Source organism: Rhizobium sp. RHZ02 (assembly GCF_014851575.1).
GTDB classification, from domain to species: domain Bacteria; phylum Pseudomonadota; class Alphaproteobacteria; order Rhizobiales; family Rhizobiaceae; genus Rhizobium; species Rhizobium altiplani.
In genome coordinates, this window is sequence record NZ_JACUZX010000022.1 from 44,291 (window position 1) to 69,867 (window position 25,577).

Genomic DNA, 25,577 nt, shown 5'->3' on the forward strand with positions numbered 1-25,577 from the left:
TGGGCTTTTCGTGGCATCTGAAAGGAGAAAATTCAGCGCCAATGAGATCGCGCCCTTGGTGTTTTTCCGTTCGAAGCGTCAACCGCCGATTACCTCGATCTGCTTCAGATCGAAGTCTTTGGCTCTGCGAGCGTATGTGATGTCCCGGACTATTAATGTATATGCGGCTTCCGTAGGTAGCCGGTTCGGTCAGGAGGCGGAGAACTTCGGCGACAACCTAATGGCTGATTTGCTGGAGGGAATGTTTGGCCTCAAAGCCAACTACGTCAAGCATGGCTCCGCGGAACTCCTCGGCGTTGGCAGCATTCTGGACTCCTATTACAGAAGAAAGAAGGGCGCGAGTGTTCCGCTTCTTTCAAGACGTCCCTGGAGAACGCTGCATGTCTGGGGCTCGGGTTTCATGAACGAGAATTCTGCGGCCGTGTGGCCGCAACGATTGAAATTTCATGCCGTCCGCGGGCCGCTCACGGCCGCGAGAGTGAAGCAACGTTTGCCGTTGGGCGACCCGGCTCTCCTTCTCCCCAGGCTCTGGCCTATGCGGGGCATTAAGCAATTCGCTGTTGGAATTATCCCTCATTTTGCAACCCTTCCGCTTTTCAGGGACAGGTACGCGAGCAGCCTTCCTAAAGGATGGCAGATTATCGATCTCCTGCAGAAGCCGAAGGAGATTTGCGAGCTGATTTCGGCGTGTGACGTGATCGTCTCCAGCAGCTTGCACGGGCTCATTGTCGCCGATGCTTACGTTGTACCGTCAAGGTGGGTAGCGCCGGAAAACTCTATTAAAGGCGATGGCTTCAAGTTCAGAGACTATGAGGCACAGCGAGGAGTTGCGTTTTCGCCTCCGGTCGAGTTCCATGAAATATTGAGCAATGGAATCAAGGGCGAAGACCTAACTGTCTCCACGCCAAGCAACCAGTTGCTTGACCAGCTAGTTTCGTCTTTTCCTTTCAAGTGACTTCCAAGATTCTGGGCCATCCTGATCGCTCTCCAAGTATGGTCGGTCTCAAAGGCTTATCACCGGCGAACCCGGAAAGCTTAGCCAGAGCACCGCTTCGCCTGCCGCGCGAGTGGGGACAAGGCGAATGCCCCGTTCCCCCCAAGCGCATACTAATCAATACTTCGATGGAACGTAGAGTTCTGGCGGCAGCACCTTGCGCTCGTAGTCCGGATTGAAGACGCGGTTGGGCAGGGTGATCTCCTCGTGCGGCACCTCAGTGTAAGGGATCTGACGCAACAGGTGATCGATGCAGTTCAGCCGTGCCCGCTTCTTGTCGTTGCCTTCGACGATATGCCACGGGGCTTCCGGAATGTTGGTGCGCGCGAAGGTCTCTTCCTTCGCCTTGGTATAGCCTTCCCAGCGGACGCGCGATTGCAGGTCCATCGGCGAAAGCTTCCACTGCTTCAGCGGGTCGTGGATGCGCACGAGGAAGCGCATCTGCTGCTCTTCATCGGTGATCGAGAACCAGTATTTGACAAGCCGGATGCCTGAGCGAACGAGCATGCGTTCGAATTCCGGCACGTCGTTGAAGAACTCCTCGACTTGGTCCTCGCTCGCAAAGCCCATCACCCGCTCCACGCCCGAGCGATTGTACCAGGAGCGGTCGAAAAGAACGATTTCGCCCCCGGCAGGCAGATGCGGGACATAGCGCTGGAAGTACCACTGCGTCTTCTCGCGGTCGGAAGGCGCGGGCAGGGCGACGGCGCGGACAACGCGCGGATTGAGGCGTTGCGTGATGCGCTTGATCACGCCGCCCTTTCCGGCGGAGTCGCGACCCTCGAAGATCACGACGACCTTCTCCTTATTATAGACCACCCAATCCTGAAGCTTGATCAACTCCGCCTGCAGTGAAAGCAGCGCGCGAAAATAGTCGAGCCGCGGGATCGATGCCGGATGGGCGTTGCGATAGATTTTGCGGATCGCGTCTGACAGCGCCGGCTCCGAGAGTTCCAGCTCGTAGTCCTCATCGATGGTGTCTGCCAGTTCGGCTTCGAGCCAATCGGACTGGTTGATGTCGGATATGTTGTTCATAGGCGTTCACCCTCGATGCGTTCGTGGCGCGGTTTGAAACGTGGCGGCATGGCGACGATGTCTCTGAACAGTCGTCATCTTCCAGCAGATCTTTAGTCGGATTTATTCCCTTAGAATGAACCTCCTGTGACACTCGGCGTGGGCTTTGCTGCGTTCGAAGAGTGGTCGCTTTTTGCGTGCGCCCGCCGAGTGAATGAGGGCCGGGCAGTAACCTAGGGGCGGTGTCACATGAACCGCGGATGCGCTTTCATCGAGAACTCGTCTCCCGGCCTTTGTCGTCTCATTTGCCCAGTTTCGGCCGCAAATGATTCGCCCGAAACATGCGCCCATGCCTAAGAATAGGTGACAAATCGCCGCGTGCGAGACGTTTTTTCAACAGGTGGCAACGTCCATGTGGCCGGCGAGGCGGTCAGGAAAATGTGCTTTGCTAACAAGGGGCAATCAGATTTTGCCCACTTGCCCGAGGCTCCGTTGCCGCGCTCTCGTTGATCACGGATTAACCGTACTGCATTGCAAATCGTGATCGGGGGTGTCATTTTCCGGTCGGGGGTTAATTCAGAGTGATTTCAGAAGGAGACGTAAATGTCCATTTCGCTCAGCAATCTGGATGCATCCAAGGCTACCGCCGTTTCGGCCGTGAATGTAGCCGCTGCTGTACGTGCCGCTCGAGAGGCCGTAGGCTATAGCCTCGACGACCTCGCAGTGACTTGTGGCCTGGTTGTTAATGAGATTGAGGAAATCGAGAGTGGTGAGGATGCTGATCCCGCCAAGCTCAAGCGGATCGCCTCTGCATTGCAGGTGCCGCTCTCATCGTTTGCTCCGATGTGATAATGACCTCAGGGCCGGGCAGGCAGTCGCCCGCCTGGCCTTGCCTCTCCCAAAAACGCCTGTAACACCGCCCTTCATCTTTTCTTAACCATCTCCTCCGAACCGCTGAACGCTCTTGCTCGCGAAGGGTAATTTTACCGCCGCTGATTGTCCGGTGCGTTAGCAACTTCATCGCAAATGTCCGCCCTCGAACGAGCCGGGTGCCTGTGCACTTCGGCGGTTTTGTGTATAGAGGAGAGGGCAATGAGCCGGGCTCGACGCATTGGCGCCACGCGGATTGATTTGAACGAGCTCATCAAGCGTAGCGCGCTTGCCGTCCTTGCCATTCTTGCGGTCTTGCTCCCAGTCCTGAAAGTCAGCTTGGTCAGCGAGTCGGACGATATCGTTCTCGGGGATTTCCGGTTGCTGGGTGGGGCGGCCTATCTGCTGCTGGTGGCCTTTCTGTGCGGCCTTTCTACCGTTGTCATCGATAGCATGCGGGCACATTCGCGCTTCATCGACATTGCCGGATTGATCATCGCGGTCGCGGCCGTCTCGCGCGCTGCCTATAGTCTCAGCGCGAGCCTTATACGCAATCCGATCGCGGTTGATGCACCTCCGCAGAGGCTGGATCAGTTGGCGCAAGTCTCCTTGTCCTATGGCAGCGTTCCGCTGTTGCTCATCCTGTTCGGCGCCTTGTGGCAGTCGCGAAAATCCTGGCGCAGCTAAGCGATCGATTGGGGATGGAACCGCGCTCGCTCCTTGGACGTTCTAGCCGATAGGAGAAATGCACATGTCGAAGACGCTTCTATATGGCGCGACCAAGGTGGATGAAGGCAACGAAGCCTATTCCGCCATTGCGAGCCTTGAGCAATTCCAGTGGCGGAACCGTGTCCTTGTCATCTTTGCAGACAAGGGAAACGCGCGGGCTGCTCGCCAGGAAAACCAGTTGCTTGCCGATCGCGATGCCTTGCAGGACCGCGATATGGTCATTCTCAAGATCGTCGGCGGCAGTGTCAGGGAGCTTTTCGGCGCTGGCGAAAAGCTGGACGCTGCGGCGATTGCCCGCGATTTGGGTGATCCGACTGCCGGAGAGTTCGCAGCCTTTCTCGTCGGCAAGGATGGAACGGTAAAGCTCAAGGTGAGCGAGCCGGTCACCAGCGCCGAACTGTTTGCGATCATCGACAGCATGCCGGTGCGCGCTGCCGAAGTTGCGGCAGAGAAGCAGCAGACGAGCGAAGAATCTGAGAAGCGCGACTGACCCTGCCGCGTTGACCCGATGTTACAGGAATATGTGGCGCTCGGCGGCCACGAGTTCCTGCAGGAAATCGGAAACGGTACGCACCCGCACGAGTTCGCGTGCGCTTTCATGAAACGTCGTCCAGTACGCTCGCCGGATCGAGATATCGGGCAGGATGCGCACGAGTTCGAGATTCTGCCGGGCAATATAGTCGTGCAGGATGCCGATCCCAGCGCCGGAAAGCACGGCTTCTGTCTGCCCCGTCGCCGAAGAAATCTCGAAGGCGGCGTTCCAGTTCCGCATCACCTCGCCGGTGAAGTTCAGCGATTGTGAAAAGATCAGGTCCTCAACATAGCCGATCCGCCGGTGCTGTTTCAGCGCCTCGACGTTGGCGGGCTGGCCATTAAGTTCGGCATAGCTTCGTGATGCATAAAGGCCGAGCGTGTAGTCGGTGAGCTTGGCCGACACGAGCCGGCCTTGTTCGGGCCGCTCCAGCGTGATGGCGATATCCGCCTCACGCTGTGAAAGCGAGAATGATCGCGGCACCGGCACAAGCTGGATCTTCAGTTCCGGATGACGCTCGATCAGTCGACCCATGCGGGGCGCGAGAAAGGAAACGCCGAAACCGTCGGGCGCTCCCACCCGCACCGTCCCGGCGATTGCCGTATCGGTACGGCCAAGATTTGCCTGCACGGACAGCATTTCGGTTTCCATCCGCTCCGCAGAGGCGAGGAAAACCTCGCCCTCGGCCGTCAGCTCGCAGCCATTTGTGCGGCGGACGAAGAGGCGGCTCTTCAGCGCCTCTTCCAACGAGGTGAGCCGTCGAGAGAGGGTGGCATGGTTGAGCCCCAGACGTTTCGAGGCGGCAAGGATCTGCCCGGTGCGGGCCACGGCCAGGAACATGCGGACATCGTCCCAGTTCATGGCTTGCCACGCATCATGATCGGGTCGACGTCGATGAGCGTCAGGGACTTCACCATTCCCGCGGTTCTGTTCTTGTATTTGAGGAAATGCGGTGTCTGCAGGTGCGCTTCGTAGGCTGCCTGGTTCGCATAGACCTCGAGGATACGGATCTTTTGCGGACTGTCCTTGAGGGAAACGGCGTTCAGCGACAGAACGCCGGGCTCCAGTGCGACAGAGGCCTCGATCTCCTCGGTCAACAGAAGGCGATAGATTTCAAGCTGGTCGGGATCGATTTCGAGCTCGGCCATTCTGACAACCAGTTTCCTGCTCATCGAAGCACTATCTCCTCTTCAGTTTGCATCGACCGTGGTAGTCTAGCGGAGTCCTGCGTGGACCTTGAGAGAAGCATCAGCTCGATCAGCTGGGCTTCAATTTACGCACAACGGTTGCTTATCTCAGCGCATTGATTTGTGCAAATTGAAGTGTGATTGTTTCGGCATCCAAAAACAGGAGGAGGCACATCCATGCGTGAGATCGGTCATTTCATCGGCGGTAAGCACGTCGCCGGCACCAGCGGCCGCACCAGCAACGTCTTCAACCCGGCAACTGGCGAAGTCCAGGCCACTGTGGCGCTGGCAAATGTCGAGGAACTGCGCGCCGCAGTCGAGAACGCCAAGGCCGCTCAGCCAAAGTGGGCGGCGACGAACCCGCAGCGCCGCGCCCGCGTCTTCTTCAAGTTCGTCGAATTGCTGAACAAGCACATGGATGAACTCGCTGTCCTCCTCTCGACCGAGCACGGCAAGACAGTCGAAGATTCCAAGGGTGACATCGTTCGTGGTCTTGAGGTCTGCGAATTCGTCTGTGGTATTCCGCATCTGCAGAAGGGCGAATTCACGGAAGGCGCCGGCCCGGCAATCGACATGTACTCCATGCGCCAGGCGGTCGGCATCGGTGCGGGCATCACCCCGTTCAACTTCCCGGCCATGATCCCGATGTGGATGTTTGCGCCGGCAATAGCCTGCGGCAACGCCTTCATCCTGAAGCCGTCCGAGCGCGACCCGTCCGTGCCGCTGCGTCTCGCCGAACTCATGATCGAAGCAGGCCTCCCGGCAGGCATCCTCAACGTCGTCAATGGCGACAAGGCTGCCGTCGACGCTATCCTGACGGATCCGGATATTGGCGCGGTCTCCTTCGTCGGCTCCACGCCGATTGCCCGCTACGTCTACGGAACGGCCGCCATGAACGGCAAGCGCGCCCAGTGCTTCGGCGGCGCGAAGAACCACATGATCATCATGCCTGATGCAGACATGGACCAGGCCGTCAACGCACTGATGGGCGCAGGTTACGGCTCTGCCGGCGAACGCTGTATGGCGATCTCGGTCGCCGTCCCGGTCGGCGAGGAAACCGCCAATCGCCTCGTCGAGAAGCTGACGCCGAAGATCGAATCGCTGCGTATCGGCCCCTACACGGACGAGAAGGCCGATATGGGTCCGCTCGTTACCAAGGAAGCCTACGCCCGCGTCAACGGACTGATCGATCGTGGTGTCGAGCAGGGTGCAAAGCTCGTCGTCGATGGCCGCGGCTTCAAGCTGCAGGGTTATGAAGACGGATATTTCGTCGGCGGTACGCTGTTCGATCATGTCACGCCGGACATGGATATCTACAAGACGGAGATCTTCGGGCCCGTTCTCTCCGTCGTCCGTGCCAAGAACTACGAGGAAGCGCTCGACCTGCCGATGAAGCACGAATACGGCAACGGTGTCGCGATCTACACCCGCGACGGCGATGCCGCCCGTGACTTCGCCTCGCGCATCAACATCGGCATGATCGGCATCAACGTCCCGATCCCGGTTCCTCTGGCCTATCATTCCTTCGGCGGCTGGAAGGCCTCGAGCTTCGGTGACCTCAACCAGCATGGTTCGGACTCGATCAAGTTCTGGACCAAGACGAAGACGATTACCGCCCGCTGGCCCTCGGGCATCAAGGACGGCGCCGAATTCGTCATGCCGACGATGAAGTAAGACGAACGAACGATGTTATTGAGTTGGGGGCTTCGGCCCCCAATTTGCGTTGAACGTGGTTCTGGCCGTCACCGAAAGTCTCGCGTGACATGATCCCGGGTTCCGGACCAAATAACGTCGCGGCAATCCGTCTCACATAAGATGATTATGATTTTCATATTTTGGAATTGTTCAAAACTAGCAAAGCCACTATATAGACCACGTGTAACTGACGATTCTGGAGATCGGCATGCGTTTGACCAAGCAGACCAACTATGCGGTTCGCATGTTGATGTATTGTGCTGCCAATGAGGGGCAGCTGAGCCGGATTCCGGAGATTGCCAAGGCATACGGTGTTTCCGAACTCTTTCTGTTCAAGATCCTGCAGCCTCTGAACAAGGCAGGGTTGGTCGAGACGGTTCGCGGTCGCAACGGTGGCGTTCGGCTCGGCAAGCCTGCGAAAGACATCAGCCTCTTCGACGTGGTTCGCGTCACGGAAGACAGTTTTGCAATGGCTGAGTGTTTCGAGGATGACGGCATGGTCGAGTGCCCGCTTGTCGACAGCTGCGGTTTGAACTCCGCCTTGCGCAAGGCCCTCAACGCTTTCTTCGACGTGCTGGCGCAATATTCGATTGACGACCTCGTCAAGGCGCGGCCGCAGATCAACTTCCTGCTGGGCCTGACCGGCGAGCACGAACGCCGCAAATCCCCCGTCGTGGCACCCGCTGCCTGATCGGCGATGACGAAATTTTGATCCGGCCGCGGCAGCGTCAAATGCCGCGGCCGTTCCGTTCTAGGGGAGTTTTTTGTCGGGAGTTTCGCGTGACGCGTGTGTGAAAAGGTCGCAGCTGGCGCGAAATTATACCAAATGCGACAAGAATCACGTTTATTCAGTCCGTTTATTTCTAAGTGCGGCCCATTTTTGGCGGAAAATTACTAAAGTTGCCCATCTGGAAGAATTTTCCACTTCGGTCGTTGATTTCAGCAAACAAATGTCGTTCCATCTGCCGTCATTCCGGGTTCCCCGGGATCTCAAATAAAAGAACAAACCTGGGAAACGATATCATGAAAAAGATGTCTGTCTTGCTGGCCGCGACGGTCCTGGCTTCGGCCATGGCATCCGCAGCCTGGTCTAAAACGCTCGTTTACTGCTCTGAAGGGTCGCCGGAAGGCTTCGATCCGGGCATTTATACCGCAGGCACCACCTTCGATGCCTCCTCGCGTACGGTTTACAGCCGTCTCGTCGAGTTCCAACATGGCAAGACCGAAATTGAGCCGGGCCTGGCCGAAAGCTGGACGGTTTCCGACGACGGTACGGTCTACACCTTCAAGCTGCGTCCGGGCGTCAAGTTCCAGACGACCGAATTCTTCACGCCGAGCCGCGATCTGAACGCTGACGACGTCGTCTTCTCGTTCGAGCGCCAGCTGAAGGCTGACGGCCCCTGGGCCAAGTACGTTGCCGGCGTTTCATACGAATATGCCGCGGGCATGGGCTTCCCGGAACTCATCAAGTCCGTCGAGAAGGTCGACGACCTGACCGTCAAGTTCACCCTGAACCATCCGGAAGCACCGTTCCTCGCCGACCTGGCAATGGACTTCGCGTCCGTCCTGTCGAAGGAATATGCTGACAAGCTGCAGGCTGACGGCAAGATGGAACAGATGAACCAGATGCCGCTCGGCACCGGTCCGTACACCTTCGTTGCCTACCAGCCGGATGCTGTCATCCGTTACAAGGCCAACGAAACCTACTTCAAGGGCAAGGAAAAGATCGACGATCTCGTGTTCGCGATCACCCCGGACGCTTCCGTCCGCGCTCAGAAGCTGAAGGCCGGCGAATGCCACATCATGCCGTATCCGAACGCGGCTGACATCAAGGACCTGCAGACGGACTCGAACCTGAAGGTTCTGGAACAGCCAGGCCTGAACGTTTCCTATCTCGCGTACAACACGCTCCAGGCTCCGTTCGACAAGGCCGAAGTGCGCAAGGCGCTGAACATGGCGATCAACAAGCAGGCGATTGTGCAGGCCGTCTTCCAGGGTGCTGGCCAGGTTGCCAAGAACCCGATCCCGCCGACGATGTGGTCGTATAACGACGACATCAAGGATGACGTATACAACCCGGACGAAGCAAAGAAGATGCTCGAAAAGGCTGGCGTCAAGGATCTCAGCATGAAGATCTGGGCTATGCCGGTTTCGCGTCCGTACATGCTGAACGCACGTCGCGCCGCTGAACTGATGCAGGCTGACCTTGCCAAGGTCGGCGTCAAGGTCGACATCGTCACCCACGAATGGGCTGAATACCTCAAGCTCTCCAAGGACAAGGCCCGTGACGGCGCTGCGATCCTCGGCTGGACCGGCGATAACGGCGACCCGGACAACTTCCTTGACACCCTGCTCGGCTGCGAAGCCGTCGGCGGCAACAACCGTGCACAGTGGTGCAACAAGGAATTCGACGATCTCGTGAAGAAGGCCAAGAAGACCGCTGACGTCGCAGAGCGCACCAAGCTCTACGAACAGGCGCAGGTCGTCTTCAAGAAGGAAGCTCCGTGGGCGACGATCGATCACTCCACGGAATTCGTACCGATGAGCGCCAAGGTTTCCGGCTACGTGCAGGATCCGGTTGGTGTTCACCGTTTCGACGGCGTTGATATCGCCGAGTAATCAAAATTATGCAAAGATGCCCGGCAATCCCGGGCTTGGCCGGCGGTCAGGTTTGATACCTGACCGCCGGAACACTATGGACACTTGCCAATGTTGCGATTTCTCATCGGACGCCTCGCGATCCTGATCCCAACCTTCATCGGCGTTTCACTCATCGCCTTCTCGTTCATCCGCCTGCTGCCCGGTGACCCGGTCATGCTGATGTCGGGCGAGCGCGTGATGGCGCCGGAACGCCATGCCCAGGTCATGCATGATCTCGGCCTCGATCGACCCGTCTATGTTCAATACCTGGATTACCTCGGTAACGTGGTGCAGGGTGATCTGGGCTCGTCGATCGTTACCAAGCGCCCGGTTCTGCAGGAGTTCGGCTCGCTCTTTCCGGCGACGCTTGAGCTTTCGCTTTGTGCGATCATTTTTGCCATCGTGCTTGGCATTCCCGCCGGCGTCTTCGCCGCGGTCAAGCGAGGAACCTGGTTCGACCAGAGCGTGATGGGCGTTGCCCTCGTCGGCTACTCGATGCCGATCTTCTGGTGGGGCCTGCTGCTCATCGTTCTCTTCTCGAACACGCTGCATTGGACACCCGTGTCCGGCCGCATTTCGCTGATGTATTTCTTCAAGCCGGTCACCGGCTTCATGCTGATCGACAGCCTGCTCTCCGGCCAGGCCGGTGCATTCAAGTCGGCGTTCGTCTCGCTCATTCTGCCGACGATCGTTCTCGGCACCATTCCGCTTGCGGTCATCGCGCGACAGACGCGCTCGGCCATGCTGGAAGTGCTCGGCGAAGATTATGTTCGCACCGCGCGCTCCAAGGGTCTCGCCCCCATCCGCGTCGTTGGCCTGCACGCGCTTCGCAACGCGATGATCCCGGTCGTGACGTCGATTGGTCTGCAGGTCGGCGTGTTGCTCGGCGGCGCGATCCTGACAGAAACGATCTTCTCCTGGCCTGGTATCGGCAAGTGGATGGTCGATGCGGTCTTCAAGCGCGACTACACCGTCGTTCAAGGTGGCCTGCTGCTCATCGCCGGCATCATCATGATCGTCAATCTGATCGTCGACCTCATGTACGGTCTGATCAACCCACGTATTCGTCACTAGGAGCGGCTTATGAGTGCGATAACCACCAAGTCGACCCAGCCGTCAGCGCTCTCTGAGTTCTGGTACTATTTCTCTCGCAACAAGGGTGCCGTCATCGGCTTCGGCATCTTCCTGCTCGTGCTTTTGACAGCGATCTTCGCGCCGTTGATTGCCCCGCATGATCCGAACGTTCCTTTCGACGGCATGCAGCGCGTCCCGCCGGTTTGGTCGGACAAGGGCAATCCGATGTTCCTGCTCGGAACGGATGCCGTCGGTCGCGATATGCTGTCGCGCCTCATCTATGGCACGCGCTTCTCGCTGTTCATCGGCCTCGTCGTCGCCTCGCTGTCGGCTGTCGCCGGCGTGCTGCTCGGCCTCGTTGCAGGCTATTTCCGCGGCCGCGTCGACACCTTCATCATGCGCGTCATGGATATCATCCTGGCATTCCCTTCGCTGCTGCTGGCCCTCGTGCTGGTCGCCGTTCTGGGACCGGGCCTGCTCAATGCCATGATCGCCATCTCGATCGTCAACCAGCCGCATTTCGTGCGACTGACGCGCGCCGCCGTCATCAGCGAACGCGAAAAGGAATATGTCGTAGCGTCGCGCGTCGCGGGCGCCGGCACCTTCCGTCTGATGTTCAAGACGATCCTGCCGAACTGCCTGGCTCCGCTGATCGTTCAGGCAACGCTCGCATTCTCCGCCGCGATCCTTGATGCCGCAGCCCTCGGCTTCCTCGGCATGGGCGCCCAGCCTCCGACATCGGAGTGGGGCACGATGCTTGCCGATGCGCGCGAATTCTTCCAGAGCTCCCCGTGGCTCGTCACTTTCCCGGGTCTTTGCATCCTGATCACCGTTCTTGCCATCAATCTGATGGGCGACGGCCTGCGCGATGCGCTCGACCCCAAGCTGAAGAGGTCCTGATATGGCACTTCTTGAAATCGAAAATCTCGCCGTTGAGTTTCAGACGTCCACGGGCCCGTTTCGCGCAGTTGATGGCGTGTCGCTCAAGGTGGATGCGGGTGAAGTCCTGGCAATCGTCGGAGAATCCGGATCCGGCAAGTCGGTCTCCATGCTCGCGGCGATGGGCCTTCTGCCCTGGACGGCAAAGGTAACGGCCGACAAGATGGTCTTCGACGGCCGCAACCTGCTTGGCATGTCGGCGAGCGAGCGGCGCAAGATCATTGGCAAGGATATGTCGATGATCTTCCAGGAGCCGATCGCCAGCCTCAATCCCTGTTTTACCGTCGGCTTCCAGATCGAAGAAGTTCTGCGAATCCATCTGGGGCTGGACAAGGCTGCACGGCGCAAGCGCGCCATCGAGCTGTTCGAGGCCGTTGGTATTCCCAATCCTGCCGAGCGCCTCGGCCATTTCCCGCACCAGATGTCGGGTGGTCAGTGCCAGCGCGTCATGATCGCCATCGCAATCGCCTGCAATCCGAAGCTCTTGATTGCCGATGAGCCGACCACTGCGCTCGACGTCACCATTCAGAAGCAGATCCTCGATCTCCTGATGCGGCTGCAGACGGAGCACCGCATGGGCCTGATCATGATCACGCACAACATGGGCGTTGTCGCCGAGACAGCCGATCGCGTGATCGTGCAGTATAAGGGCCGCAAGATGGAAGAGGCCGACGTCCTGTCGCTCTTCGAGTCGCCCAAGAGCGATTACACGAGAGCGCTGCTTGCCGCCCTGCCGGAAAATGCCACCGGTGATCGACTGCCGACCATCGGCGAAATTTTCAAGGGAGCGGCCCAATGACGCCAGTCCTCGAAGCAAAGAACATTGTCCGCAACTATTATCTGCCGGGCGGTCTCTTCAAGAAGGAGAGAACCGTACACGCCGTCAAGGGTGTGAGCTTCAAGGTAGAGCAGGGCAAGACGCTGGCGATCGTCGGCGAAAGCGGTTGCGGCAAGTCGACGCTCGCCCGCATCGTCACGATGATCGATCCGGCGAGCGGTGGCGATCTCTTCATCGACGGCAAGAAGATCGATATCGCTGCAGGCGATCTGACACCGGAAATTCGCCGCAAGGTGCAGATTGTCTTCCAGAACCCCTACGGCTCGCTGAACCCGCGCAAGAAGATCGGCGACATCCTGATGGAGCCCCTGATCATCAACACCGATACGGCCGCCGCTGAGCGGCGCGAATTGGCGATGGCGATGCTCAAGAAGGTCGGCCTGCAGGAGATCCATTTCAATCGCTATCCGCACATGTTCTCCGGCGGCCAGCGCCAGCGTATCGCGATCGCCCGCGCTTTGATGCTGAAGCCGCGGCTTCTGGTTCTCGATGAGCCGGTGTCTGCACTCGACCTTTCGGTCCAGGCTCAGGTTCTCAATCTGCTCGCGGATTTGCAGGACGAGCTGAACCTCACATATGTCTTCATCAGCCACGATCTCTCGGTCGTCCGCTATATGGCCGACGACGTCATGGTGATGTATTTCGGTGAAGCTGTGGAGTATGGCGCGCGGGATCAGGTTTTCAACGATCCGCAGCACAGCTATACGAAGACCTTGTTTGCGGCCACGCCGCGCGCGGATGTTGACACCATCAAGGCTCGCCTTGCGCGCAAGAGTGCGACACTCGCTGCTTCATAAGGTAGTCGTTCTCCCGTCCCCGGGAGTGCCGGAACGCTGAGAGAGACAAGCAATGCCAAAGACCAACGGAACCCCTTACGCCATCATCGTCATGGGGGTCAGTGGTTGCGGCAAGTCCTCGATCGGCCTGAAGATTTCGGACGCCCTCGGCATGCAATTTGTCGAGGGCGACCAGCTGCATCCTGCATCGAATGTCGAGAAGATGTCGAAGGGCATTCCCTTGACGGATGACGACCGGATGCCTTGGCTCGACCTCATCGGTCAGACAATGAAAGCGTCGCTTGATCGTGGGCAGGGCGTCATCGTTTCCTGCTCGGCGTTGAAGCGCATCTATCGCGACCGGCTGCGCAAGGCGGTGAATGGAAAACTCTGTTTTGTCTATCTGTCAGGCTCGAAGGAGCTGCTCACGAAGCGGATGGGTGAGCGCAAGGGTCACTTCATGCCTGCATCCTTGCTGGAAAGCCAACTCGCGACACTCGAAGTGCCGACCGGCGAGCTCGGCGTCGTGACCGTCGATATCGACAATACAATCGAAGGGATGGCGGAAACGGCGCTCCGCGATCTCAAGTCTTTGGGCGTTGCTTAGCCGTCGGTCCGCAGCAGGACCTTCTTCTCGAAGAAGAAATAGGGCCGCAGGCGAACGCCGATGACATTGCCGGCAAATGCGGCCACGGCCCAGAGATAGCCATGCAGGCTGCCCGACGAGATGCCGGAGAAATAGGCGCCGATGTTACAACCGTAGGCGATGCGTGCGCCGTATCCGAGCAGCAGGCCGCCGATCACAGCAGCTAGAACCGAACGCAGCGGAATATCCCAGCTCGGTGCAAATCGACCGGCGAGCGACGAGGCGAGCATTGCACCTGCAATGATGCCGAAATCCATGACGGAGGTGATATCCGCAAAGACGCTGTCGGCCAGCGCCTTGGCATTGGCGGGCGTCTGCCAATAAGCCCAGGCGGTCGGGTCAATGCCGATGATCTGTGCGCCCTTGGCGCCCCAAAGTGCAAAAGCCGAGGTGATGCCCCAGGGGCGACCGACGATCGACAGAGTCACGAAGTTCAGCAAGGCAAGGGCAACGGCGCCGAGGACAAGCGGCCACGGTCCGCGCAGGAAACGCGAAAAGCCGCGGCGCGGGGAGGGCGCTTCCTTTTCGAGCGAGCCGTGCCAGCGCTTCTCGACGACAACAGTCAGTGCGGCGATCGCTGCAAAGATGATCAGCGAGACCGCGATGCCGCCGATGGCGCCAAAGCTCTGTACCAGCGAGGTCGGTGGAAGTGACGGCAGGCTCACCCACCAGTCGAAATTCACGGTGCCGAGCACCGAGCCGACGATAAAGAAGAACAGGGTGATGAGCATCCGCGCATTTCCGCCGCCGGCGGTAAACAGCGTACCGGAAGCGCAGCCGCCGCCGAGCTGCATGCCGATCCCGAACATGAAGGCGCCGACGAGCACGCCGATGCCTGCGGGCGACACCGAACCCTTGACCTCATGGCCGAACAGCGTGCCGCTCGCCAGGAACGGAAAGAACAGCACGACGGCGATCGCCAGCAGGATCATCTGCACGCGCAGGCCGCGTCCGCGACCATCCATGATGAAGACGCGCCATGCGGAGGTGAAGCCGAAGGCGGCGTGATAGAGGGCAATGCCGAGGGCGCCGCCGACAAGGAACAGTGCGCCCTGAGCCGGGCCGTAATAGTAGCCGAGCAGTAGTGTGCCGAGGACAAGAACGACGAGCGCGCCGAGACCCGGCGTGCCGAGCGGGGGCTGCCGTGTCTCGAGGGCGGGGGAGGAGGCAATAGACATGTTGGATTTGCTGAGAGTTTCCCTCGTCTTATAGGCAACTCGGCGTAAACGTTGGAGGAATCAGGTCCTCCTTTCCGCCGGTCTGGCGGATTGTTGTCCTTCTATGAGCCTGTTTGGTATGCGTGCGTTGCTTATGGGTTGAAGCGCTGCGGCGAATAGGCCGAAATATCGATGAACGGTGCCTCGCCGGTGATCGCTTCCGCCAGGGCGCGGCCGGTGACAGGCCCGAGCGTCAACCCGTGATGAGCGTGGCCGAATGCGAACCACAGCCCGTCGTGCCGGGGCGCCTTACCGATGATAGGCATCATGTCGGGCGTGCACGGTCGGGCGCCCATCCACGGCTCCGGATCGAGCCGCTCGCCGAGCGGAAAGACTGTGCGTGCCACCTTCTCGGCGCGATCGAGCTGCACCGGTGTCTTCGGCGCATCGAGTGCCGCGAATTCCGCACCTGTTGTCAGCCGGATGCCCCGGCTCATAGGTGCGAGGAAATAACCGCGCTCGGCATCGAGCGTCCAGTTGTTGAGGGTCGCATCGCCTGCCGCGGCATAATGCATGTGATAGCCTCGCTTGACGCCGAGCGGGAAGGCATAGCCGAGCCGACGTGTTGCAACAGCAGCCCAGGGGCCGAGCGCCAAAACCGCATCTTCCGCGTCCAGAGCCCCCTCGCTGGTGACCACCCGCCAGCTCGAGCCGGAGCGACCGAGCGAATTGGCGTCGCCAGTGACACACCTTCCGCCCAGACTCTCGAAGTAGGTGCGGTAGGCCATCGTCAAACCGTGCGGATCGAGTACGGACCAAGGATCGCGCCACCGCAGGCCGCCGACGAAATCTCCCTTGATATGAGGCTCCAGCCGCGCGACGGCTGCGGCGTCCAACTGCTCGTGCATGACGCCGAACTCGGCTCTAAGGCGCTCTGCCTCGGCAAATTCCGCGTCGCGCCGGCCAGCCGTGCGGAAAATCTCCATCCAGCCGTTCTTGCGAATCAAGTGCTGTGCATTGGACGCTTCGATCAGATCATTGTGCTCCGAGATCGAGTGCTCGATCAGCGGGGCATAGGCGCGGGAGATCATCTCATGGCGTTTCGCGCCGGAATTCCACCAGTAGCGCGCAAGGAAGGCGAGCTGTCCGGGCAGCGCCTTGAGGTGGTAGTGAGCGTCGATCCGGTTGTTGAAAGCGTAGCGGATCAGAAGCCCGAGTTGCTGCGGAAAACCGTACGGCACGACGCCTTCGCGTTGAATGAGCCCGGCATTCCCGAACGAGGTCTCCTTGCCTGGGGCCTTGCGGTCGATCAGCGTCACCTGCCGACCCCTGCGCTGCAGATGAATGGCCGTCGACACACCGACGATACCGGCGCCCAGTACAATTGCATTCTTTGTCATTGCCGTGCATTCCAACTATTCCAAGCAATGAAAATGCAACTACGGCAGGCTGCACGCAAACGAAAAATGTCGTTTTATTTCAAAAACATTGTCGTTCTGAGTGCCTCGTTTTCGGCTTTGATGCGGACGTAAAGTACGGCCGCGTTCAGCACTGAAAATGTCGCCGCGTAGAGGGGCATCCCGAAGGCAAGCGGAAGGACGGCGATTTCGCCAGCCACGATGACATAGTTCGGATGAGCCATGAATCGGTAGGGTCCGCTGCTGACGAGCGGAGCGCCCGGGAGAACGATGATGCGTGTTGTCCACCGCCCCTTGAGCGTGCCGATGACCCAGAGCCGGCCAGCCTGCAAAACCATGAAGACGGCAAACCAGATTGCGTCGACCGGACGACCGATCGCCAGCAGCCACAATCCGGCGATCCAACAGCCGTGCAGCGCTACCATGAAAGGATAGTGCTGCGGCGCGACCTCTTTCGCGCCGCTGTTTAGAAGCACCCGCGTATTGTGGCGGGCAAAGGCGAGTTCCGCGAGGCGCTGTGCGGTCACGAAGGCGAGCAGTGCAAGGGAGGGCCACATCATGCCGCTCTCTTCAAGGTCACGCAGCTGGCGGAGAAACCCGGTCCTAGGGCGACCATCGCGCTGCGTTCCGGCAATCCCTCCTTCAAGGCGCGCTCCAGCACGAAGAGGATCGTCGGCGAGGACATGTTTCCGTATTCCGCAAGCACCGCGCGCTCGTGATCCAGGGTTCCCGATTCTAGCGACAGCGCGCTCTCCAGGGCCATAAGCACTCTCGCGCCGCCGGGATGGCAGATGAAGCGACCTATATCGCGACGAGAGAGACCGTTTCTCGCCAATATCCCGTCGACGGCCGGGCCGAGTTCCGTCTCGGCAAAGGGCGGTAGCGATTGAGCGAGAACCACGCCGAAGCCGGTGTCGTCGATCTTCCAGCCCATGATACCGAGCGTATCGGGGAAAAGATGCTCCCCCGTCGACTCGACTTCGGCCTTACCCTCTCGCCCCGCCCGGAGAATGCACGCGGCCGCGCCATCGCCGAAAAGTGCCGTGGCGATGATGTTTGCGCGCGTCAGCTCGTCCAGCCGGAAAGCCAGAGTGCAAAGTTCTATTGCCACGAAAAGCACCGTTGCGCCCGGCCGATCGCGGGCAAATCGCGAGGCGATGGCGAACCCGGAAACACCTGCTGCGCAGCCGAGTCCGAAAACGGGAACGCGTTCGATGTCCGAGCGGAAGCCCATTTTCTCTGCGAGCTGTGCATCGAGGCTCGGTGTAGCAATGCCCGTGGACGAGATGGTGACGATGCAGTCGACGTCGCATCCCTTTAGACCGGCCTGCTTGAGTGCATGGGTGGCCGTCTCGAAAAACAGGCTGCGCGCGACTTCGCCATAAGCCTCCATTCTGTCTTGCCAACCGTGCGGCTCGATGAACCATTCCAGCGGACGGGCGGCATAACGTCTCTTGATGCCGGCATTCTCGAAGACGCTTGCCAAATGCGAAAAATCCTTGAAGCGGGACGAAAACAGGCGCGCAGAGGTTTCCGCCGCCTCCTTTTGCGTGATGACGTGCTCCGGCGTCGCGACGGCAAGACTCAACAGTTTTACGGTATCACTCACGGGATGCTCCTTTTGCCCGGCGCGTGAGCGGCTAACACGTCAGGCCCGCATTTATTCGCCCGCACCGAGATCGCAAGGTGCAAAAAAGAAGAACACGCAATCGAATAAAGTGCCAGTCAACGGTGTTCATTCGCCGCCAACGTCATTTTCGTAGGAGATATCCCATGACGATCGCGACTGTTCGTATTGCTTCCATCCTGGTCGGCGGCTGCATTGCCGCGTTTGCACTCTCCACGCCCGCATTTTCGATTGGCGGCGGCAGCAGCAGCGGCGGCAGCAGTAGCGGATCCAGCGGGTCCAGCGGCTCCGGAGGGAGGAGCAGCGAAAGCACCATGCCGACCTGCAAGAAGGGCCAGATGTACGACAAGAGGACGAAGAGGTGCGTCAAACAGAGCAGCGCCAACGTGACGGAAGAAAACCGCACGGACTACGCCTATTCGCTGGCAAAGGCCGGACGCTATGAAGAAGCGCTCGCCATACTCGATACGCTGAAGGATCCGAATACCGCCGAGGCTCTGAACTATCGCGGCTACGCCACCCGCAAGCTCGGCCGCACGGATGAAGGCATTTCCTACTACCTGAAGTCCGTTGAGCTTGATCCCAAATACGCGCAGGTTCGTGAATATCTCGGCGAAGCCTACGTCATCAAGGGTCGGCTCGATCTTGCCAAGGAGCAGCTGGAAACAATCAAAACGATCTGCGGCACCGATTGCGAGGCGTATCGCGATCTGAACGAAGCGATCCTCAAGCCTTGACCATTGAAGAACAGCGGGAATGCGCAACCACGGTTGAATAGGAACCTTCCAATGCCGGTCGCGTACACCACATTTCCTGCCTATAGTCGCGCAGTACCAGAGCCGTCGGTGCAACCGGCGGCTTTGGAAGGAAAAATCGTGGCGGAGGCTCTCATCGCAAGCGAAGCCGATATCAAAAGTGGCCTGGCGGACAATCTGCTGCGGCTGTGGCGCTATGGCCTTGTGCTCTCGCATCGCCGCGACGTTGCCGACGATCTCGTGCAACAGACCTGTGTTCGCGCTCTGGAGCGCGTCGAGCAGTTCGAGACGGGAACGCGGCTGGACCGCTGGCTGTTCTCCATCCTTCATTCCATTTGGTTGAACGAGATCCGGTCGCAACGCGTGCGCCTCGGTCAGGGCTTCGTCGATGCAGACGAGGCCCTTGTTGTCGATGGCGCCCGCGACGCGGAAACCCATCTCATGGCAAACCAGGTTCTGCGGCTGGTCAATGCGCTGCCGGATGCGCAGCGTGCAGCGGTCTTTCTCGCCTATGTGGAAGGCCTTTCCTACAAGGAGGTCGCAAGCGTATTGGATATCCCGATCGGCACCGTGATGAGCCGCCTTGCCGCCGCGCGCGCCAAGATAGCCGCCAGTGTCTCGGGAGAGGGGGTTACATGAACGACAAGAACCAAATCCTCTCCGATGAGGAGTTGACGGCCTATATCGACGGTGAGCTGTCGGATACGGAGGTCTCGCGCATCAAGGCGCTTCTCGACTCGAACGCGCGTGCGGCCGCGAGGCTGGAGTTGTTGTCGCGGAGCAGTCTCCCCTTCAAGCAAGCCTTCGAGCCGCTGCTTGCCGAAGCTCCGAAGGCAAGGCTCGACACCTTGCTCGGTACGCCGGCCGACGCGAAGCCGGCTCCCGAACGCTTCGGTCGCCGCGGTTTCCTTGGTGCGCTTGCAGCCTGCCTCGTCGCCGGAATTGTGGCTGACCGGGCCTTCATCAGCATCCGCAATCGCGTTGATGCTCCTGATGAAAGCACCGAATGGCGCGCCGTTGTTGCCGAATACCTCGCCCTCTACACTGTCGATACCCTGGCCGGCCCGTCGCCGTCAGGCGAAGCGCAGGCAGCCCAGCTCGCCAGGCTCGTCGACAAACTTGGCATCTCCCTGTCACCCGAAGCGGTGTCGCTGCCCGGCGTCGAGTTCAAGCGCGCCCAATTGCTGCAATACGACGAAAAGCCGCTCGCACAGATTGCCTATCTGGACCCGGAGACGGGGCCGCTGGCACTCTGCATCGTTCGCTCGGACGTCGGAAAGCAGGATCCCGACGTCGAAGGCCGACGCGGCATGAATGTCGTCTACTGGTCGAACGAAACGCACGCCTTCATGCTGATCGGACGCATTCCGATCGACCGGATGCAGGAACTGGCGGAGGATGTCCGCAAAAGGACTGCATGAGGTCTGAGGCGGAGTGGCGGCGAGAGCGGCTATGAAAAAAAGGACTGCCCAATCCCGCGATTTTTTGAGATAGTTGCGTGGGGAGGATGACCTCTACGGCTCGCGTGGCCGGTTCGAATTGGTATCCCTTGAACGTCCTTGGACCCGCCCCATCCGCAGCGTGAGTCGGCTGTCGGCAAGCATTTAGCGAGCATTTTTCACTGTTCAGCACACGCTAGCCAGGAGCAATTCACATGGAAACGTGGAAACCTGATCCGAGCTTTTATCCGTCGCCACGCATGGCCATGAAGGCGGCGCCCGAGACGTTTGCCTATGTCGTCGCCTTCGATCCAACGCGAGCGGTTCCCGATGAACTTGCTGTCGTCGATGTCGATCCGACATCGGCCAGTTACGGGCAGATCATAAACAAGCTCGCGATGCCTAATGTCGGTGACGAACTGCATCATTTCGGCTGGAATGCCTGTTCGTCCTGTCTGTGCCCAAACGCGCCGCACCCGCACGCTGAACGCCGCTATCTGGTCGTGCCGGGACTGAAATCTTCCCGAATCCATATCATCGACACCAAGCCGGACGGCAAAAATCCTCAGATCGTCAAGGTGATTGAGCCCGCGGACGTGGCCGAACGAGCCGGCTATTCCCGGCCGCACACCATCCATTGCGGCCCCGAGGGCATCTATGTGGCCGCGTTGGGCAATGCCGAAGGCAAGGCCCCAGGCGGGATTTTTCTGATTGATCACAGGACTTTCGAGGTCCGCGGACAGTGGGAGATAGATCGGGGAGAGCAACAGCTCTCCTATGACGTATGGTGGCACCTTGGCCACGACACGCTCGTTACCAGCGAGTGGGGCACGCCCGATACCTTCGAAAACGGGCTCGTCCCCGACATCCTGCTCGGCGCGAAATACGGACGCCGTCTACATTTCTGGGATCTGCACACGCGCAAGCACCTGCAGACGATCGATTTCGGCGACAAGTACCAGCTCGTATTCGAGCTCAGGCCCGCGCACGACCCGACGAAAGCCTATGGCTTTGTCAACTGCGTGCTCAGCCTAGAGGATCTCTCCTCCTCGATTTGGGTCTGGCACCGTGACGGTGAAAAATGGGGGGTGACAAAGGTGATCGACATTCCGGCGGAGCCCGCCGATGCCGACCAACTGCCGCCAATGCTCAAGGGTTTCAAGGCCGTGCCGCCGCTTGTCACCGACATCGATCTCTCGATGGATGACAGATTTCTCTACGTGTCCTGCTGGGGAACCGGCGATCTCCTTCAGTACGATGTATCAGATCCGTTCAAACCGAAGCTGACCGGCAAGGTCCGCATTGGCGGTATCGTTTCGCGTGCGTCGCACCCAGGGGCCGAGAATGGCGCGCTGAACGGGGGCCCGCAGATGGTCGAGATCAGCCGCGATGGTCGTCGCATCTACTTCACCAACTCGCTTTACGGGGCGATCGATGAGCAGTTCTATCCCGATGGCATAACGGGCTGGATGGTGAAGCTCGATGCGAAGCCGGAAGGTGGCATTGCCTTCGACGAGAAATTCTTCGTCGAATGGCCCAAGTCACACCGTCCGCATCAGGTCCGCCTGCAAGGTGGAGACTGCTCGTCGGATTCCTATTGTTATCCCTAGGGAAACGACATCAGGCAAACGAGGCGCCGATGAACGAGCTCTGGCCCTGGATGCTGCTGGCGGGACTGGGCGCCTTTCACGGTCTCAATCCCGCGATGGGGTGGCTGTTTGCCGTTGCGCTCGGCGTTCACCGGCAGAGTTTCACGGCGGTGGTTCAGGCCGTACCCGCCATTGCCCTCGGGCATGCTGTCTCCATCGCGTTGGTGGCCGGAACTGTAGTCGCCGCCGGCCTTTTCGTGAACCAGGATGCTGTGCGCATGGCCACCGGCGTGACGCTCGTTGCCTGGGCGATCTGCCATCAAGTCTTCGGGCACAGTCGCCGCGTTCGCGTCGGCTTGCGGACTGGACTCGCCGGCCTTGTGCTCTGGTCGTTCCTGATGGCCACGGCCCATGGCGCCGGCCTCATGATCCTGCCCGCCCTGATGCCCCTCTGTCTGACCCAGCCGCCATTGCCGAATGTTGGCGGCGCCGGTTCCGCCGCCATGGCGATTGCCGCAGTCGGCGTCCACACGCTCGCAATGTTGGCGGTCACAAGCCTCATTGCGCTGACGGTTTATCGCTGGGTCGGGCTCGAAATATTGCGCAGTGCCTGGATCAACGTCGACTTGCTGTGGACGGGGGTTCTGTTCGCCACCGGTGTCGGGCTGCTGATCATCAGGTGAAAGCGAGTAGACCTGGCACACGCGCACCAGTAAGGACCAAACGCGCAGCCGTCCAGCTTGTATCAAGCAGAGGCAGCAGCCAAGACCTCGACCCGGCAGCCGCCTGAGGACCGGATCACCGAAATTGGTGCACTCGAACGACTTAGCGCGTGGCCGCGAGCTGAACGGCGGACTTGGCGTCTTCCGTTTTCATCCGACCTTCAACGACCGCTCGGCAGGCCTTCCAGGCTCGTTGCCACTTGGCCGCACTCTGGTTCGGTTCATGGACGAGCCAGGTCAATGCCTCCTCCGGGGAGCCGACGACAATACGAATGCGGTTGTCTCCCAGCACGAGAGGTGTTTCCCATCGGTGTACCAGCATGGCCACACTCCAATCATGTGAGGGTCCGTTATCGGCGCCATCGAGTACTCGTTCCGCCTTCAGATAGATGGGTATTCGCAGCAGGCAATCAAAGGGAAGAAATGGATGGCAGGTCGCCAAGTGCCTCAAACAGGAACGGATCGGTGTTTCTTGGGCGACGATAAGGCGACCGATACAGATGCCGATCGCCCTTCCGAACCTCAATTCTTCTTTGGGGCGCTTTGGCTGGCCTTCGGCTGAGAACTTTAAATGGGCGGGCCGCCTTTGTCGGCGGCCGCCTTTTCCTTCTTGGGCTTCCAAGAAGACGGAGCGGCTGAAGCTCCTCCGTCTGGAACGTGAGGCTTGCGCGCCCGCACCGACGGCGAAACCAAAGCGCGGGCGGCACGCTTCTTGGTCTAAACAACAACGTGATGGAGATCAGTGATCTCGGGATCTTCATGGCGAAGACACGACCATCCTCACAGTAAGGAGTTAGGCCATCCGGAACACTGCCTCTGCGTCAAGAGCCGCTGCGAGAAATGCGGACTGCGCGTCTCCCTGAGTGACTGTTTCCGTCATCGTACCAGCGTAGGCCTGCATTGCCGAGAAGAAGGCGCGGCCGTTCGTCACCAGGCCAATTCGCAAAAAAGCATATCAAGGTCTTCTTCTGGAGATGCAACAGGAAGCAGCACGCGGTTGCGTTCACAACGACTAAGACTAGCCAGCTCGGTACCGACACAGGGTCTCCGATTCCACATTCGAGAATAGTGGATCACACAGTTAGCCAGCGTAAGACATGAGGGAGAAACAGTCCTCACCCGTGCGATCCACTCCCTCAATCCCCGCCTTGACGCGTTGTTCCATGCTATCGGCCCGCTACATCGGGAAGGCGGAGAGTCCTACAGCTCCAGGAAATTTCTACCGGGGAGGCCGTCCCTGAATGGAGGCGCGTGTCCGCTCGAAGCTTGGTGGAGATATTGCCGAAATCACCCGGCCAAAATGCCTTTCCAGTTCCCTGGATAGGTCGTCGGGGGAGGTCATCCCATGTTGGAAACGTTCGAAAAGTAGCTTGGCTGCGATGTTGTATCGCTCAGGATGAGCAACACTATTGGCAGCACTGTATCCAGCCGCATCCAAGATGCGTTGCAGCATAGTAAGGTCCCTGGAATGTAAGACATAACCGAATTCGGAAGACACTTCGGTCCTCCTTCAATTTGGGGCGAGGGCTGTGAGCCCTTGATGCAGCAGCGCCCGTGACATTGGCTGCTGAAGAAGCGAGCATGCCTGAGCGTGGCTCCGGATGCAACGCAATTCGTGCAATTTTTGTTTTTATCAGACTTCGAGAATAAAACCAAAAATTGCGCTTGCGTTTCATGCAGCGAGTGCCTATATGCCTTTCATCGGCATTGCTGATGAGCGCTGGAATATGTCTGCCGCTCGCAATTTGCCGCAATCGCTTTCTACTTTTGACCACGGATGTACTGGCACTGGTATGAGTAGCGATGTGAGGAAGGTCGGTGCGGTTTCGCCCCGGCCTTTTTTGTTGGCTGCTTCGCTGGTCGACGTCTTGAGGCTCACTGCGAAAGACGAACCCTGCGCGCAGGTCCTACGACAGGTCATGACCGACCTTGGCGGAGTAGGAAAGCTTGCTGAGCGCGTCGTCAAGGAACGGTGCAACTGCGGCGGCACCGATCGCCGGGGCAACAGCGATATCGAGAATTCGGCGCCGGCCAAGCGTGGTCGGGCTTTCATACGTAATGATCGCTGATGGCGGATAGAAGGAAAGGCAGAGATGGTTCGAAACGAACGGGCGCCGACGGGCTGCAGACCGGTGCATCAGCATTCGGATGCCATCCTGGAAGCCGCGAGTGTTCGCCTCATGGAGCAGCTCTAGATAGTTCGATCTGATCGCAAAGATATGAGATGCAGATACCCCGTTGTCGAGCCGCGAGCAGCTTGTCAGCTCAGCCATTCTCCAGATGGAGCTCCAGCACTTCGATGTCGGCGGGACGGCCGTTGCGTCTTGCGGCGATCGAGACGTCTTCAAGATGCAAGCGCATCACGTCGCGTTCATGTTCGCAAAGCTTTTGGAGCTGCGCCTTGGACATCGGTTCCTTCGAGTTCATCTTCAGCTCGGCCATGAGCGTGTTGAGCTTCCGACCGACTGCTTGAGCCTTTTTATGGTCCGAACAATGAAGGCTCAATGAAAGCCGGCTGCCCGGCTGGCATCGCGTGAAAGAACTGGGAACACGCGCCCGCCGGTAAAAGATGTTGCCGCGGCGAATAAGGTTCTGGACGTCGTGGCGGACCGCCATGGGATAGTTGCCCTTGCCTGCCACTGCGACGCCCCCGCGCTCATTAGGCGGGCATCACCTGTGTGCTACAGCTCTGGGCATCAGGTCGCGCATGATGCCAAAACGATATCCGGCAGGACCGGAAAATCAAGGAATTAAGGGCATTTAGGGAGAATTGGCTGGGGAACCTGGATTCGAACCAAGATCGACGGAGTCAGAGTCCGCTGTTCTACCATTGAACTATTCCCCAGCAGGTGCGGCGCTCGAAGCGGCTCCGCTGGTGTGCGGCGCTTATAAACAAAAGCTGGCGGATTGCAAATACCTGTTTCGAAAAAAATGAA

27 protein-coding genes, 1 tRNA gene and 1 pseudogene are annotated in these 25,577 nt (G+C 59.2%); 17 read left to right on the forward strand and 12 right to left on the reverse strand.

The features are described from left to right. Positions 1–10 precede the first annotated feature (10 nt). Entirely contained in the window at positions 11–955 is a 945-nt protein-coding gene (locus IB244_RS32490; protein ID WP_192305905.1) for a polysaccharide pyruvyl transferase family protein, read from the forward strand. 156 nt (positions 956–1,111) lie between these two features. Here the strand turns inward: IB244_RS32490 and ppk2 are convergent, their stop codons facing one another. After that, positions 1,112–2,029, reverse strand: a complete 918-nt coding sequence (gene ppk2 / locus IB244_RS23835; RefSeq protein ID WP_018856849.1) for a polyphosphate kinase 2 — start codon at positions 2,027–2,029, stop codon at positions 1,112–1,114. Between the two features lie 582 nt (positions 2,030–2,611). On the opposite strand from ppk2, the gene IB244_RS23840 reads away from it, so the two are divergent. The 3 genes from IB244_RS23840 to IB244_RS23850 all read left to right on the forward strand — a co-directional run bounded on the left by IB244_RS23840 (position 2,612) and on the right by IB244_RS23850 (position 4,097). Further along, the gene (locus tag IB244_RS23840) at positions 2,612–2,857 is read left to right on the forward strand and encodes a helix-turn-helix domain-containing protein (RefSeq protein WP_018856850.1); all 246 of its coding nucleotides are present in this window, start codon (positions 2,612–2,614) and stop codon (positions 2,855–2,857) included. A 243-nt stretch (positions 2,858–3,100) separates the two neighbouring features. After that, positions 3,101–3,565, forward strand: a complete 465-nt coding sequence (locus IB244_RS23845) for a hypothetical protein (protein WP_192305908.1) — start codon at positions 3,101–3,103, stop codon at positions 3,563–3,565. A gap of 64 nt (positions 3,566–3,629) precedes the next feature. After that, a complete protein-coding gene (locus tag IB244_RS23850; protein ID WP_018856852.1) occupies positions 3,630–4,097 on the forward strand; it encodes a DUF4174 domain-containing protein in 468 nt (155 codons plus the stop codon). Between the two features lie 21 nt (positions 4,098–4,118). Here the strand turns inward: IB244_RS23850 and IB244_RS23855 are convergent, their stop codons facing one another. Beyond that, the gene (locus IB244_RS23855; RefSeq protein WP_018856853.1) at positions 4,119–5,000 is read right to left on the reverse strand and encodes a LysR family transcriptional regulator; all 882 of its coding nucleotides are present in this window, start codon (positions 4,998–5,000) and stop codon (positions 4,119–4,121) included. Further along, positions 4,997–5,311 carry a putative quinol monooxygenase gene (locus tag IB244_RS23860; RefSeq protein WP_112824227.1) on the reverse strand — a complete coding sequence of 105 codons (315 nt, stop codon included), beginning with the start codon at positions 5,309–5,311 and terminating at the stop codon, positions 4,997–4,999. The genes IB244_RS23855 and IB244_RS23860 overlap by 4 nt, the downstream gene beginning before the upstream one ends. Before the next feature lie 192 nt (positions 5,312–5,503). Here IB244_RS23860 and IB244_RS23865 point away from each other — a divergent pair, with 192 nt between their 5' ends. The 8 genes from IB244_RS23865 to IB244_RS23900 all read left to right on the forward strand — a co-directional run bounded on the left by IB244_RS23865 (position 5,504) and on the right by IB244_RS23900 (position 13,895). Then, positions 5,504–7,000, forward strand: a complete 1,497-nt coding sequence (locus IB244_RS23865; protein WP_018856855.1) for a CoA-acylating methylmalonate-semialdehyde dehydrogenase — start codon at positions 5,504–5,506, stop codon at positions 6,998–7,000. Positions 7,001–7,229: 229 nt separating this feature from the next. Next, on the forward strand, positions 7,230–7,712 hold the full coding sequence (rirA, locus tag IB244_RS23870; RefSeq protein WP_018856856.1) for an iron-responsive transcriptional regulator RirA: 483 nt from the start codon (positions 7,230–7,232) through the stop codon (positions 7,710–7,712). 332 nt (positions 7,713–8,044) lie between these two features. After that, positions 8,045–9,640, forward strand: a complete 1,596-nt coding sequence (locus tag IB244_RS23875) for an ABC transporter substrate-binding protein (RefSeq protein WP_018856857.1) — start codon at positions 8,045–8,047, stop codon at positions 9,638–9,640. A gap of 90 nt (positions 9,641–9,730) precedes the next feature. After that, complete coding sequence (locus IB244_RS23880) at positions 9,731–10,735, forward strand: ABC transporter permease subunit (RefSeq protein ID WP_016552833.1); 1,005 nt, start codon at positions 9,731–9,733, stop codon at positions 10,733–10,735. Positions 10,736–10,744: 9 nt separating this feature from the next. Further along, complete coding sequence (locus IB244_RS23885) at positions 10,745–11,635, forward strand: ABC transporter permease subunit (RefSeq protein ID WP_018856858.1); 891 nt, start codon at positions 10,745–10,747, stop codon at positions 11,633–11,635. A gap of 1 nt (position 11,636) precedes the next feature. Beyond that, positions 11,637–12,473, forward strand: coding sequence for an ABC transporter ATP-binding protein (locus IB244_RS23890; protein WP_018856859.1), 837 nt, complete (start codon positions 11,637–11,639; stop codon positions 12,471–12,473). Beyond that, positions 12,470–13,309 (forward strand): dipeptide ABC transporter ATP-binding protein, encoded by an 840-nt coding sequence (locus IB244_RS23895; protein WP_018856860.1) that lies wholly within the window; start codon positions 12,470–12,472, stop codon positions 13,307–13,309. Before IB244_RS23890 ends, IB244_RS23895 begins: the two co-directional genes overlap by 4 nt. Positions 13,310–13,361: 52 nt before the next feature. Continuing rightward, entirely contained in the window at positions 13,362–13,895 is a 534-nt protein-coding gene (locus IB244_RS23900; protein ID WP_192305910.1) for a gluconokinase, read from the forward strand. On the opposite strand, the gene IB244_RS23905 is transcribed toward IB244_RS23900, so the two are convergent. From IB244_RS23905 to IB244_RS23920, 4 genes are all read right to left on the reverse strand, one after another. Continuing rightward, on the reverse strand, positions 13,892–15,112 hold the full coding sequence (locus IB244_RS23905) for a YeeE/YedE family protein (RefSeq protein ID WP_192305912.1): 1,221 nt from the start codon (positions 15,110–15,112) through the stop codon (positions 13,892–13,894). The two genes, IB244_RS23900 and IB244_RS23905, sit on opposite strands and share 4 nt — an antisense overlap. Positions 15,113–15,243: 131 nt before the next feature. Further along, a complete protein-coding gene (locus tag IB244_RS23910; RefSeq protein WP_025659486.1) occupies positions 15,244–16,491 on the reverse strand; it encodes an NAD(P)/FAD-dependent oxidoreductase in 1,248 nt (415 codons plus the stop codon). Positions 16,492–16,565: 74 nt separating this feature from the next. Beyond that, a complete protein-coding gene (locus tag IB244_RS23915; protein WP_192305913.1) occupies positions 16,566–17,069 on the reverse strand; it encodes an isoprenylcysteine carboxyl methyltransferase family protein in 504 nt (167 codons plus the stop codon). Continuing rightward, a complete protein-coding gene (locus IB244_RS23920; protein ID WP_018856865.1) occupies positions 17,066–18,118 on the reverse strand; it encodes a type III polyketide synthase in 1,053 nt (350 codons plus the stop codon). Before IB244_RS23920 ends, IB244_RS23915 begins: the two co-directional genes overlap by 4 nt. A gap of 164 nt (positions 18,119–18,282) precedes the next feature. Here IB244_RS23920 and IB244_RS23925 point away from each other — a divergent pair, with 164 nt between their 5' ends. The 5 genes from IB244_RS23925 to IB244_RS23945 all read left to right on the forward strand — a co-directional run bounded on the left by IB244_RS23925 (position 18,283) and on the right by IB244_RS23945 (position 22,602). Next, positions 18,283–18,873 (forward strand): tetratricopeptide repeat protein, encoded by a 591-nt coding sequence (locus tag IB244_RS23925; RefSeq protein ID WP_018856866.1) that lies wholly within the window; start codon positions 18,283–18,285, stop codon positions 18,871–18,873. 51 nt (positions 18,874–18,924) lie between these two features. Further along, positions 18,925–19,530 (forward strand): RNA polymerase sigma factor, encoded by a 606-nt coding sequence (locus IB244_RS23930; RefSeq protein WP_025659483.1) that lies wholly within the window; start codon positions 18,925–18,927, stop codon positions 19,528–19,530. Then, a complete protein-coding gene (locus IB244_RS23935; RefSeq protein ID WP_192305916.1) occupies positions 19,527–20,312 on the forward strand; it encodes an anti-sigma factor family protein in 786 nt (261 codons plus the stop codon). Before IB244_RS23930 ends, IB244_RS23935 begins: the two co-directional genes overlap by 4 nt. Before the next feature lie 233 nt (positions 20,313–20,545). Further along, complete coding sequence (locus IB244_RS23940) at positions 20,546–21,940, forward strand: selenium-binding family protein (protein ID WP_169681240.1); 1,395 nt, start codon at positions 20,546–20,548, stop codon at positions 21,938–21,940. 29 nt (positions 21,941–21,969) lie between these two features. Beyond that, positions 21,970–22,602, forward strand: coding sequence for a hypothetical protein (locus tag IB244_RS23945; RefSeq protein ID WP_192305918.1), 633 nt, complete (start codon positions 21,970–21,972; stop codon positions 22,600–22,602). Positions 22,603–22,744: 142 nt separating this feature from the next. On the opposite strand, the gene IB244_RS23950 is transcribed toward IB244_RS23945, so the two are convergent. The 5 genes and pseudogenes from IB244_RS23950 to IB244_RS23965 form a co-directional block, all read right to left on the reverse strand. After that, positions 22,745–22,963, reverse strand: coding sequence for a DUF982 domain-containing protein (locus tag IB244_RS23950; RefSeq protein WP_025659479.1), 219 nt, complete (start codon positions 22,961–22,963; stop codon positions 22,745–22,747). Positions 22,964–23,434: 471 nt separating this feature from the next. After that, positions 23,435–23,572, reverse strand: a complete 138-nt coding sequence (locus IB244_RS23955; RefSeq protein ID WP_162716094.1) for a hypothetical protein — start codon at positions 23,570–23,572, stop codon at positions 23,435–23,437. Between the two features lie 1,012 nt (positions 23,573–24,584). Further along, positions 24,585–24,683: pseudogene (locus IB244_RS33215) on the reverse strand (LysR family transcriptional regulator); the annotation flags it as partial. A gap of 223 nt (positions 24,684–24,906) precedes the next feature. Continuing rightward, a complete protein-coding gene (locus tag IB244_RS32500; RefSeq protein WP_245271653.1) occupies positions 24,907–25,083 on the reverse strand; it encodes a hypothetical protein in 177 nt (58 codons plus the stop codon). Positions 25,084–25,412: 329 nt separating this feature from the next. Beyond that, positions 25,413–25,486: transfer RNA gene (locus IB244_RS23965), tRNA-Gln, on the reverse strand. Between the last annotated feature and the right edge of the window lie 91 nt (positions 25,487–25,577).